Below are 10,845 nucleotides of genomic sequence, written 5' to 3'. Positions count from 1 at the left end.
CCCCCCGTTAGTTCATTCGAACGGAATCCGTTGTGTCACACAGGATTCACGGAAAGCTTCGTCGACGTCGCTTGGCTCCAGCGTAACCAGCGCCTCTTTGGTCGGCGTCGCTCCGGAGGTATTGAGCCGATAATCGCGGTACTCCGCGGCCTTTTCGGTGATGGTGCGGACAAACCGTGCGTTGCCGGCCTTGTCCAGCGCGGGGACCATCCGGGGCCGACCGCCGGAGTCGGTGTCGGCGATTTGGGTCTCGGACAGCTTGGACAGGTGGGAAAGCAGCAGATCCTGGGCCGGTGCCGAGTAGAGCGCATCCTCTTCGATGGCTATCAGATCGGCGATTTTCACCAGCTCCTCCGGACTGTAGGACTCGAACCTGATCCGGGCGGTGAACCGGCCCGCCAAACCTTCGTTCATCGACAGCAGCCGGTCGATGTCCGCCTCATAGCCGGCGATGACCACGGCCAGCTTCTTGTTGGGGTCGGCGGCTTTGCGCTCGTTTTCCAGCCGCGCCAACAAGGTGTTGATCGCCTCTTCGCCGTAGGCGTCGCCATCGGAATAGCCGCGGGCATACAGCGAATAGGCCTCGTCGATGAACAGCAGTCCGCCCAGCGCCTTGTCGAGCACAGCGTTGGTCTTCTGCGCCGTCTTGCCCAGATATTCGTCGACGAACTGGGGCCGCGACGCCTCAACCACGGCCGGGCGCGCTATGAGGCCGAGCCCGAAAAACAGCTTCGCGAGCACTCGCGCCATCGTCGTCTTGCCGGTGCCGGGTGGGCCGACGAAGATATAGGACAGCGCCAGCTCCTTCTTGCTGCCCACGCCCATCTCGGCGCGCTTTTGGTCCATGGCCACCTTGGCTTCCAGGCGCCGGATCTGGTTCTTGACGCTCTCCATGCCAATTTGCTTGCCCAGCAAAGTCATTGCCTCGTCGCGCACCACTTCTCTGCTGCGATCACGCTCCGCGGTTTCCAGCGCGGCCGCGGTTTGGCCGGATTCGGGATCCCAGATGTCGGTCCGGGTCGCCAATGATTCGGCGGTCACGATGTCGACCATCGTGTCCGGGTCGGCGATCGCGGCGTCCACTTCCGGTGAGGCAATCCACGCCTTGAGTTCGCGAAACGCGGTCATCGCCTCGTCCCGTCGGCCTTGTGCCCGCAGCGCGTATCCGCGCGCCAGCCGGAGTTTGGCGTGCAGATCGGTTGGCAGGCCTTGCGATTCGAGACCGCTCTCGGAAAAGCGCTGTGCCTCTAGCGGATTTCCCGTGCCGATCAGCGCCCAGACCTTCCAGACCAGCATCCCGGCGTTGAGGAACTTCACCAGGTCGGGCCGGTCGGAGCGCCACTGCTGGGAGTTTTCGAAACTGAGCACATCGGGCCAGCGCCGCGCCAAGCCGAGCAAGCCCAGGCGCACGTAGTCGAGCATGTCCACCTCAAAGGCCGACGAGGTGGAGCGGCGCAGCTGGCGCTCGATGACCTCGTTGGCAGCGGCCAGCCGCGGCGGGTCGCTTTCGGCCAACGCCACGGCGTATGCGATGGCCAGATCGGAATCGCCGTTGAGAGGCAGCCGCAGCGCGATGGTGCCCAGCGTGAGGGTGATCTGGACGCCCAGCTGATCGACCCGCATCTGGGCGTGCCGAAGGGCGGCGCCGAAATTGCCGCGGTTGTTATAGGCGCCGGCGGCAACCTCCACGGTTTGCTCTCCGGCGGCCATCCGACCCAACCACGCGTCGCACATCGTCGGGTCGCCCTCGGTCGCGTGCGCGAACGCCGCCCGGGCCTGCTGGGTCTCCCGGTTACGCAGGTGCCGCAGCCCGATCGTGAACACATCGAGCGGCCGGGCGACACCTGTGGACATACCTCACCAATCCTCTGTCCGATCCTTTGCTGGCAGCCGGGATCATGCGCGCACGCTGGGGCGCAGCTATGGTGCGATCCTAGCTGGCCGCGGCGCCCTCAACACTTGGCTGAGCTCAGCCTTCGGAACGGGCGAGCTGGTACGTCGATCTACACCAGGCCAGGCATCGCTCGAACGCGGCCGTCAGGCGCATCGCTCCGAGTTTCTCCACCGCACTGACGGAGGTAAGCAACCCAACTAGAGTGTTCGCTATGAGCCTGAGGTTCGAGACAGGCGACGTAGCCGCGTTCGCTGGCAAGCATGATGCTGTCGCTGCGCAGATACTGGCCGCGGCCACGCCCGATCCCGCTATGACCGCCGCGATGTCCTCAGCGTTTGGCCCGGCTGGCGCGATACTCACCGATGCGGTCGCTGCGTTCGATGCCGCGCTATTCGCAGCTGGAACCGATCTGTCGAAGGACTTCCACGACTTTGCCAACACGACCCGATCCGTGGTCAAGAATCTTCTTCGAACCGATGCAGCTTCGGGTAACCGGGTCGGCGCATCCACGACAACACAGATCTGACAGCTTGGGTCGCGATGCCTGCCGTAGATATCGACGCGATGCTCCAGCGACTGCGTGCATCACTGGGTGCCGGTCCCCCTCCTGGCTGGCCACCACGGTCATTCGGTGGCGCAGTTCCCCCCGCAACCGAGTGGACCGGTGTTGCTAGCGCAGCCGCTCGCTCAGCCAGCGACAGCCTCGACGCCCGACGGCAAATCCTTTCCAACGCCCACGCATCAGTGGGTCCGATCGTCCAGAATGGCGGACAAGTCTCCCTCAATGCGCGATCACGACTCGACGCGATCTATAACCAATGGCTAGCGGACAAGGCCGCCCTTGACCCGGTGGCCACGACACCCGCCGGCAAGATTGCCCTCCTTCGCGCCGGCGCGTTGCGAATTGGCGAGGCTCAGGCTGTTGTAAAAGGTGCCCAAGCCCAGTTTGCGAGTCTGGCCGGACAAGTTGAGACCATCACTGCCAGCCTCTCTACCGCTAGGTCGAACAAGCCCGCAACGGGCGGCGTACAAGCGGTCGACTACACAGAAGTGCCTGAGGCTCCACGCATCCCACCTCCCGAGTCACCCTGGGAATACAACCTCGACTTCACCAGCGACGTCGAAGCGGGCAGTTCCAAGTATCCCGGCGTAACAAGTGCTGGCGAGGTCACCTCCATCGACGACGTGTGGAACGAACTCAACCGATGCTTCAACTGCAACTTCCCCATGGGAGGGGCACCGAAAAATCTTCCTAAAGTTGGCGATGAACTTCCCCTGGAAATCAGAATGGCTGGTCAAAAACTTCCGGCAAATTTCCCGGTCAGAGTGACTCAAGTAGCACGAAGCGCAAACGACATCAACATTGAATTTGTCACCCTCCCCGGCCACGTCGACGGGCCTGGAAGCACAATCCATTTCAGATTTTACGAAGGCGGTGGACAACTCCATCTCGGCATACGCGGCTACATCACCCAAGGTCCTGGCTCAGAAGATATTCCGATACTTAGTCCGGGCTTACGTACCGGCTACACCGGCGTGGCAATGGGTGTATGGCAACCCTACATCGATCGAGTCACCCGACATGTCGCTGAGGCCAAAGGGCTGATGACCTACGGTGGACGATAAGCCGGAGCCGGTCATGACCAAGACGGGAATCCTGTACGTCATCTCAGCGGCGCTGGGATGTGTTGCGGCAATTGGCATCTGGGCCATGTCGGGGTTCGTTTTGTTCGTAACGGGATTGTTGTTTTACGCACCGACCGCCGGGCTGTTTTTGGGTTTGGCGGTCGCACTCGTAGGCGCGCCGCTGGTGTATCGAAGGATGCGACGGCGCCGGCCTCAGGACACGAAACTCGTCGTTGCTTTCCTGGCCGGAGTCCTAGGCTTTCTGCTCTACGGCTGCATTGCCATCGTGATCCGAGCCCCACACACCATCATCTTCTTGCGATGAGGGGACGGACATAGTGCGAACCAGTCAGCGAAGAGTGTGCATGGCGGCGTCGACAGTGCCCACTTGCCGATGTGATTCAACCCCTGCTCGCCGAGCGAGGCGCGCGTCTAGTCACGACAAGCTGATCGGAATGTTCAGTCCTGGATTGGCCGCCGAGACTGACGTTTTGCAGACACCGTCTCGCACTTTCCCTGCAAAACATCAGTTTCGACACCGACGCATGCCGTTGCGGTTTTGGTCACGCTTTTGCGGTGCCGAAAGGTGGCTCCTCCGCCTCGATTTCGGGGTTGGCCCCGAAGTTCTGCTCGGTACCTTTCGGCGGATCGTAGATCTTGCTCTCCGGGAAGATCTTTGGATCCCGCTTGACCGATGTGCTCCCGTCACCGGACCCCCGGTGCGGCGCCATTGGCATCATCGGCATCATCGGCATCCCACCTCGGCCGGCCGCCGAGGCCGCCTGTGGGCCAGCGGCGAGTGGAATCGCACTGGGCGCCAACGCACTTGAGGTAGTCATCGGAGTGACCGCCTCGTCCAGACCCGCGGGCATGGTCACACCCAGTCCCGCGCCGCCGGCACCGCCTCCTGCTGCGCCTGCCGCATCCAGTCCTGCGGCGGCGGCGTCGACCGCGGGCTCAACGCCGCTGGCCCCGGCCTTGCCCGCTTGAGAGAACAGCTGGCTCATCTGCTGTGTGGCCTGGCCAAACAGCTGACTGAACTGCTGGCTGAGCTGACCGAATTGCTGCCCGAACTGACCACCGGTTTGGGCTGCCATCTGGAGCATTTGCTGCAACATCTGCTGCATCATCTGCTCGGGCTTTTCGGCAGCCTCCTTGGCTTTGTCCGCGGCCTGTTGCTCGATCGACTCCGGGTCCCCTGGGTCCTTGGCGAGACGGGCGCGCCCCGCGTTGGTCTGATCCTGGCCCTCAATGTTGCTCAATCCCGTTTGGACACCACGATCGGTTCCAGCGGCCCCATCCAAGATTCCCGGCGGTCCGAGCGCCAAATCACCCTGCAGAGCGCCCAATCCGGTCGACAGGATGAACCCCGTTGGGCTGTTACCCCCCGCCGGCGAGTAGCTGAATGTCGCGTCGCGGGCCAAATTGCCGGCGTGAAAACCGTCCTCAGCCATCCGGCCGGACATGTCGCGAAAGGTCGCGATATCAAAATGCATCGGCTGGTTCACGCGAGCACCGCCTCCCTGTCGGTATCGATCAGCTCCAGCAGCATCGACCACGAATACAAGGCATCCAGCAAAGCCTGACGCGGTGACGCATTCCGCAACGCCAGTACTGCCTCGGTTGCGTACGACTGCACCAAGAACGGCCGACACTTTCCGCCCCCGGTGTCCAATTGGCCAATAGCAACGTTGCGGACATCCATTCTCGCAGCGAAATCCTTCTCCCACAAAACTTCGTTTTCGGTCACCAGCGCATCCCACTCGAGACGCTCGATCTTGCGGGATTCGGACAGCGCCGGATCCGCATTGAAAGCAGCCAATATAGAACGGCGAAGCGTGCTGCGCGTTGCCGGTGAGCCAGCTTTGACCACTGCGTCGTGGGCGATCCACACCGCTTGCCGGCGCTGATCAGCGGGGTCGGTGATGGCGGCGGCGGCAGCCAATCGAGTCGCTGATACAGCAAACACCTCACGCCGCGCGACCGGGCCGTCTAATAAGTCCGGCCTGGGTCGCTCTACCGCGTCCGCGAACACGAACGGCACCCCGGCAGCGACACCGGGCGCGCTGCTGTGCGTCGATGCCAGCGCCGTCAACTCCGCCGACGTCGCCGCGGCGTACTCGACGATCGCCCGGGCTGGATCCAGCAGGCCCTCCCAGCGCGCGGAGTCCTCGTGCGCCCAGGGCAGCACGACATCCTCGGGCAGCAGCGTGTTCGGCGGAAACCAGCTCCGACCACGGTCTGTTGTGACAACGACTTGGCGGCGGCCGCCGGTCACGACCATGCCGGCGGCCGACCTCACGCCGGATCCTCCGCCGGCGGCCTCAAGCACCCCACGCACCGTCGCCAGGTCCAAGTCGACGACCCGCACCTGCTCCCCGGGAACGCGCACCACGAACGGCGCAGGAATGATCGCGGCGTCGTCGGGAGTGATCAGGGGCGAAGCGGTCATCCGCCCCGCATCGTGCACGACATGGTCTGCATCATCGGACGTGTGTGAAGATTGCTGCCCGGTGGGCGGGTGCGGTCCGGGACCGCTGGACGGCACGGCCGCGCTGGGCGGGGCTCCGGACGACGGAGCGGCCAAGGTAGACGCCGTCGCGTGCAAGCCGGGGCCCGGCTGAGCCGGGACAGCCGCCATGGGCGGCGGGGCCATAGCGGGAGCCGTCGAGGCGACCGGCGTCACCGACGGGATTGCAGCCGCTGGCGAGACCGCCGCAGGCATGGCGGTGGCGGCAGCTGCGATGGGCGCCGCACTCATCGGGGCGCCCGCGATTGGACTTGCCGCGGCGGCCGCAGCCGGAGCCGCACCAGCCGCCGAGCCCACAGCACCGGGAACGGCGGCAACCGGAGCAGCTGCCGTGGCCTCCGCATCGACCCCGGCTATGGCAGTTGCCGGGGCTAGCCCGGCGGCGGGCTGCATGGCCCCCGTCCCAGTAGCGGCCCGCGTGCCTGTTGTGGCCGGCGTAGCCAAACCGGCGGGTGTAGTCATGGCGGGTGCGCCCGCCGCAGGCGTGCCGGTGCCGGGCAAGCCCGTCCCCGGCGCAACACCCGTACCGGCCGGAACTGTCGGCACACCACCCGGCGACGCCAAACCAGCCGGGACCGCCGGCGCACCTCCCGGCGAGGCCAATCCCGTCGGACCGGCCGGCGCACCTGTGGGCGAGGCCAAACCCGTCGGAACGGCCGGCGCTCCGCCAGGCGCGGACAAGCCAGTTGGAACCGATGGTGCGCCGCCCGGTGAGGTCAGCCCCGTCGGGACCGCAGTCACGTCACCATGCGGGGCCAATCCCGTCGGACCGGCGGGCGCCCCGCCGGGCAGCGCCAGGCCCGACGGGACTGCCGGCGTCTCCGCCGGCGGAGCCATGCCCGCCGGATCGGCTGGCGCACCCCCCGGCAGACTTACACCAGTCGGTGTGTGGATGCCGGGAGGACCGGACGGCGGTGCGCCCATACCGGGAACACCGGCAAAAAGTTCAGTGATCGCGCCGGTCGCGCCGGTCGAAAATCCCACCACTTGGGTGTGCGCTTCGGCAATGACGGCTCGGATCATCTCGTCCACGTTCTGGCCGACAAGTTCCAATTCGACGCGGGCCGCTTCGAAAGCCGCAATAGCGGCTTCTGCCCACTCCACGACGCCCGCCATCGACACCAGCATGGTGCCCAACACCTCAGCGCAACCCGCAACGATCGTCGAAGCCGCGGCGAATTGTGCCCCTATCTCGGTGACTTCGGCGAAGAACTTGACCCACGCCGCCGAACTGGCTTCGGCCAGCGCACCCTGGCCATAGCCAAGGAGCTGTATGGCCTTGACCTGACCGTCGCCGGCGATGAACCCCAATTCGGCAGCGGCATCCGCAAGCTTCAGCGACCAGTTGCTCAGGCTTTCAGGAGTTATCGACGATTCCCAGTACGGGCCGAGAATCTCATCGGCGTGGGGGGTAGTCGGCTTGGGAGTCATTCCACGCCGCAGGCGCGATTCAACGCAGCGGTGGCATCGGCGATCGCATTGATGTCTGCGGCGTTAAGCGTGTGGGCAGGCAGCTTGGTCACCTCCGCACCCTGCTTGTCAATGAATTGGTGGGCGGCCACAGCGACATCGACCGGTTCTGGTGAGATCTGGCTAGCAAAGGTCTTCAATATTTTGTCGATAATGGCCGCTCGGCTGGCGATCATCTGATCGATCCCCGATGTTTCGTAGGTCCACCCACTCGGGAGCCGTGGCACTTGCCCAAGGTCCGCCTTGGCGATTGACCAGGCAAAGCACGTCTTGGCGCGACCCGCCGACGTTGGCGACAGCTGCGCAGTCGGCGGCTGAGCAGTCGGTGCCACGGTCGCCGGCGTGGGCGAAGTACCAGCGCCCTTGAAGAAGATCGCTGCCGCGATGAGTGCACCAGCGATCAGGATCGCGGCTACGACGGCGACCGGAAACCATTGGCGTCTTGGCGGCCGAGGCCCACCGAGGTACGGCGCAGTCTCGCGATACGGACCGTAAGCAGTTGGCGGCGGCAACGCCGCACCCTCAGGCCACGGACGGGAAGCGTGGCTGTTCGCGGTATCGCGGGGGCCCGATGTCGGAGGCTGTGCTCCCCCCGGGGCAAGCGCGTCCATAGATGGCATGTTACCTGCATGAATAGCGATCAGGCCGGGTCCGGATATCACCGCACCCATCACCGGTCCGAGAATGGTTGCACGGACGCAGCCGGTCGAGGCTACCGGCGATAAGGTCATCGAAGTATGAGCAGCGTCAACCCGGAAGTCCAACAGGCCCTGGACTTCGCCGACAAACTAAGCGATCGCCTCATGTCGTCGCTGGACCAAATGCGGACCTACACCGCCGAACGGGTGTCTAAGGACCGGGAGATCGCCGTCAAGGTCGACATGAACGGCGAGCTCGTCGACCTCTGGCTCAAGCCCGGAGTGCTGGACCGCAAGACTGCCGCCGCAATCGCCAAGGACATCTCCCGGCTTGCGGCCGCGGCCAGCGAAGAGGCTGCCGCCGAGGTGCTGCGGTTGTACCGCGAGTCGGACGTGTTGACCGACCAGACAGCCGACGCGCGAGAAGAGTCGCGATGACCGAACCGCCCAACGAAGAAGGCGCCTTCGAACACCGGACCTACGAGGTGTTCAATCAGCGCCGCACAATCGGCGTCTTGGCGGCTCACGGCGGCGCCGTGCGTGGCATCTTTCTTGATGAGGAAGTCCGGAAGATGACGGAACGTGCACTGGCACAAGAGGTTTTGGCGGTAGCGTCAGTGGCCTCGGCGCGGGGCCGGCTGAGCTTGCGCGAACAGCTGGATGCCGCTATCGACGACCGGCGGTTCCGGCCAACGATCTACGAGCTGATGCCCGAAGTGCCCACCGCCGAAGAGTACGAGGCGTTCAGACACAAGACCCTCAAGTACTGAGGTAACGGCGATGGACCACACGGTGCTGCTCGACGTCTCCGCGGTCCGTGAGATATCTGATCAAGTTCTCTCCGTCGCCGATTCGCTTGCCACGAGAGGCAGGCCACTGCGCCTGCCGGTGCCGTCACCGGCCCCCGATCCCTACTCAATGCGGATCGCTGCCCACCTGACCTATGCACGCTCATCTCTGGGCGTGGCGGCTTGCGACGCCGCCGACGAACTCACGCGCATGGCCGAGATCTTCATCGGGACAGCCCAAACCATGACGGCGATTTCGCGATGGACGTCGGTTGGCATGCTGGGGCTCGTCGCGCCCTCCGCTAACCACCCGGTGGACATCAGCCGCCGTCCGGCCCGCGCCCCATCGACGAGTTGGGCACACGACGACAGCTGGGCACCGCAAACCGCCGACGAGATCCTCAGCTGCGCTGTCGTGCTCACGATCGGCGAGAACGACGTGATACTTCCCGAGTTGATGCCGGAAGGGTTCGAAGCGCTCGGAACGCGCCTGTCGGCACTTGGCGAACAACTTCGCGTGGCGTGGCCGGGTGGGGGCCGCGCCGCCGCGGCGCTCAACAGGTTCGGCGCGTGGCTCTCCAACGACTACGTCAACGCCCTTCGGCACGTCGATAATGCCGCCCGACAATGGAGTTCGGAGTACAGATCGGCCCGAGCCCGTGTAGAAGCACCCGCGGCCGCCTATGTTGAAGCACGGCGCGCAGCCCTCGACGGCGAAGACCGTAGTGTCGCAAGCGAAGACGCAAGCACCGCCCTGGAACAGTACGCCGCTTGGTCGCTCGGCTGCTGGCGATTGGCCGATTTCCCGCGGCTAGGCGACGGACCCTGAGTCAATCCGCCGCCCGTCAACGCCGAAAAAGTGCAGCTGCCCGCGGTGTGGGTGCAAGCGCACCCGACTGCCCCTTTCGGGCGAGTGATGGCCATCGGTGCGAGCGACAACGGATGTACTGATTACCTTGCCGGAACCCGTGATTCGGCCATACAGGTAGGCGTCTGCCCCGAGTTCTTCGACGACGTCGACCTCCATCTCAACACCGCGACTGCCGAGCTCGAAATGTTCGGGGCGTACGCCGACGACGACTTCGGCTGCGGTGTTGGCGATCTCACGCGGCACTTGAATAGCCCAGTCCCCCAGCGACACTGAGGAATCGACGACTGGCAGGGTGAACAGGTTCATCGCCGGAGACCCGATGAATCCGGCGACGAACACGTTGCAGGGGTTGCGGTAAAGCTCGCGCGGTGCCGCGCATTGCTGCAACACGCCATCGCGCAGCACCGCGACACGGTCTCCCATGGTCATGGCCTCGACCTGGTCGTGGGTGACGTAAACCGTGGTGGTGCCAAGTTGCCGTTGCAATGCCGCGATTTGGTTGCGAGTTTGCACACGCAGTTTGGCGTCGAGATTAGACAGCGGCTCGTCCATCAAGAACACCTGCGGACGGCGTACGATTGCGCGCCCCATCGCCACGCGCTGCCGTTGCCCGCCGGAGAGGTCTTTGGGTTTGCGATCCAGATAGGGTTGCAGATCAAGCATTTGCGCCGCGGCCAGCACCCGGTCGCGGATTTCGGATTTCGGGATCTTGGCGACCCTCAGCGCGAAGCCCATGTTCTGCGCCACCGTCATGTGCGGGTAGAGGGCGTAATTCTGAAAGACCATCGCGACGTCGCGATCCTTGGGTTCGACGTTGGTGACATCGCGGTCGCCGATTCGGACACGCCCGGAGTCCAGCGTTTCCAGTCCGGCCAGCATCCGCAGCGAGGTCGTCTTACCGCATCCGGATGGCCCCACCAGGACTACGAACTCACCGTCACCGACAACAAGGTCGAGGCCATCCACGGCCGGTCGATCCGCGCCCGCATACCGTAGGGTCGCCCGCTCGAAACTTACTGCAGCCACGT

At 64.6% G+C, this 10,845-nt stretch carries 11 protein-coding genes; 6 read left to right on the top strand and 5 right to left on the bottom strand.

From position 1 onward, the window contains the following. Positions 1 to 12 precede the first annotated feature (12 nt). Positions 13 to 1,854: an AAA family ATPase gene (locus AADZ78_RS14865; protein ID WP_085250498.1), complete on the bottom strand. Its 1,842-nt coding sequence runs from the start codon at positions 1,852 to 1,854 to the stop codon at positions 13 to 15. A 251-nt stretch (positions 1,855 to 2,105) separates the two neighbouring features. Here AADZ78_RS14865 and AADZ78_RS14860 point away from each other — a divergent pair, with 251 nt between their 5' ends. The 3 genes from AADZ78_RS14860 to AADZ78_RS14850 are packed head-to-tail and all read left to right on the top strand — an operon-like array spanning position 2,106 to position 3,845. After that, positions 2,106 to 2,420, top strand: coding sequence for a type VII secretion target (locus AADZ78_RS14860; protein WP_085250497.1), 315 nt, complete (start codon positions 2,106 to 2,108; stop codon positions 2,418 to 2,420). 14 nt (positions 2,421 to 2,434) lie between these two features. Continuing rightward, the gene (locus tag AADZ78_RS14855; protein WP_139828706.1) at positions 2,435 to 3,520 is read left to right on the top strand and encodes a DUF4226 domain-containing protein; all 1,086 of its coding nucleotides are present in this window, start codon (positions 2,435 to 2,437) and stop codon (positions 3,518 to 3,520) included. A 13-nt stretch (positions 3,521 to 3,533) separates the two neighbouring features. Beyond that, positions 3,534 to 3,845: a hypothetical protein gene (locus AADZ78_RS14850; protein ID WP_139828705.1), complete on the top strand. Its 312-nt coding sequence runs from the start codon at positions 3,534 to 3,536 to the stop codon at positions 3,843 to 3,845. A gap of 238 nt (positions 3,846 to 4,083) precedes the next feature. Here AADZ78_RS14850 and AADZ78_RS14845 read toward each other — a convergent pair whose 3' ends face one another. From AADZ78_RS14845 to AADZ78_RS14835, 3 genes are read right to left on the bottom strand one after another with little or no spacing between them, the layout of a single operon-like run. Then, the gene (locus AADZ78_RS14845; protein WP_085250494.1) at positions 4,084 to 5,028 is read right to left on the bottom strand and encodes a hypothetical protein; all 945 of its coding nucleotides are present in this window, start codon (positions 5,026 to 5,028) and stop codon (positions 4,084 to 4,086) included. Next, a complete protein-coding gene (locus AADZ78_RS14840; RefSeq protein WP_085250493.1) occupies positions 5,025 to 7,481 on the bottom strand; it encodes a hypothetical protein in 2,457 nt (818 codons plus the stop codon). Before AADZ78_RS14840 ends, AADZ78_RS14845 begins: the two co-directional genes overlap by 4 nt. Further along, positions 7,478 to 7,696, bottom strand: a complete 219-nt coding sequence (locus AADZ78_RS14835) for a hypothetical protein (RefSeq protein WP_139828704.1) — start codon at positions 7,694 to 7,696, stop codon at positions 7,478 to 7,480. The genes AADZ78_RS14840 and AADZ78_RS14835 overlap by 4 nt, the downstream gene beginning before the upstream one ends. Before the next feature lie 561 nt (positions 7,697 to 8,257). On the opposite strand from AADZ78_RS14835, the gene AADZ78_RS14830 reads away from it, so the two are divergent. From AADZ78_RS14830 to AADZ78_RS14820, 3 genes are read left to right on the top strand one after another with little or no spacing between them, the layout of a single operon-like run. Next, the gene (locus AADZ78_RS14830) at positions 8,258 to 8,596 is read left to right on the top strand and encodes a hypothetical protein (RefSeq protein ID WP_085250491.1); all 339 of its coding nucleotides are present in this window, start codon (positions 8,258 to 8,260) and stop codon (positions 8,594 to 8,596) included. Beyond that, positions 8,593 to 8,928, top strand: coding sequence for a hypothetical protein (locus AADZ78_RS14825; protein ID WP_085250490.1), 336 nt, complete (start codon positions 8,593 to 8,595; stop codon positions 8,926 to 8,928). Before AADZ78_RS14830 ends, AADZ78_RS14825 begins: the two co-directional genes overlap by 4 nt. A gap of 22 nt (positions 8,929 to 8,950) precedes the next feature. After that, positions 8,951 to 9,775: a hypothetical protein gene (locus tag AADZ78_RS14820; RefSeq protein WP_204903394.1), complete on the top strand. Its 825-nt coding sequence runs from the start codon at positions 8,951 to 8,953 to the stop codon at positions 9,773 to 9,775. Here AADZ78_RS14820 and AADZ78_RS14815 read toward each other — a convergent pair. After that, positions 9,758 to 10,843 carry an ABC transporter ATP-binding protein gene (locus tag AADZ78_RS14815; RefSeq protein WP_085250488.1) on the bottom strand — a complete coding sequence of 362 codons (1,086 nt, stop codon included), beginning with the start codon at positions 10,841 to 10,843 and terminating at the stop codon, positions 9,758 to 9,760. The genes AADZ78_RS14820 and AADZ78_RS14815 overlap by 18 nt on opposite strands. Between the last annotated feature and the right edge of the window lie 2 nt (positions 10,844 to 10,845).

It is taken from the genome of Mycobacterium riyadhense, from assembly GCF_963853645.1.
GTDB lineage: Bacteria > Actinomycetota > Actinomycetes > Mycobacteriales > Mycobacteriaceae > Mycobacterium > Mycobacterium riyadhense.
This window is presented reverse-complemented; position numbering and strand designations above follow the sequence as displayed.

What these genes read in the sequence shown, in the direction of transcription:
- AADZ78_RS14865 (WP_085250498.1), bottom strand. Translation starts at nt 1,854, where the DNA reads ATGTCCACAGGTGTCGCCCGGCCGCTCGATGTGTTCACGATCGGGCTG.
- AADZ78_RS14860 (WP_085250497.1), top strand. Translation starts at nt 2,106, where the DNA reads ATGAGCCTGAGGTTCGAGACAGGCGACGTAGCCGCGTTCGCTGGCAAG.
- AADZ78_RS14855 (WP_139828706.1), top strand. Translation starts at nt 2,435, where the DNA reads ATGCCTGCCGTAGATATCGACGCGATGCTCCAGCGACTGCGTGCATCA.
- AADZ78_RS14850 (WP_139828705.1), top strand. Translation starts at nt 3,534, where the DNA reads ATGACCAAGACGGGAATCCTGTACGTCATCTCAGCGGCGCTGGGATGT.
- AADZ78_RS14840 (WP_085250493.1), bottom strand. Translation starts at nt 7,481, where the DNA reads ATGACTCCCAAGCCGACTACCCCCCACGCCGATGAGATTCTCGGCCCG.
- AADZ78_RS14835 (WP_139828704.1), bottom strand. Translation starts at nt 7,696, where the DNA reads ATGATCGCCAGCCGAGCGGCCATTATCGACAAAATATTGAAGACCTTT.
- AADZ78_RS14830 (WP_085250491.1), top strand. Translation starts at nt 8,258, where the DNA reads ATGAGCAGCGTCAACCCGGAAGTCCAACAGGCCCTGGACTTCGCCGAC.
- AADZ78_RS14825 (WP_085250490.1), top strand. Translation starts at nt 8,593, where the DNA reads ATGACCGAACCGCCCAACGAAGAAGGCGCCTTCGAACACCGGACCTAC.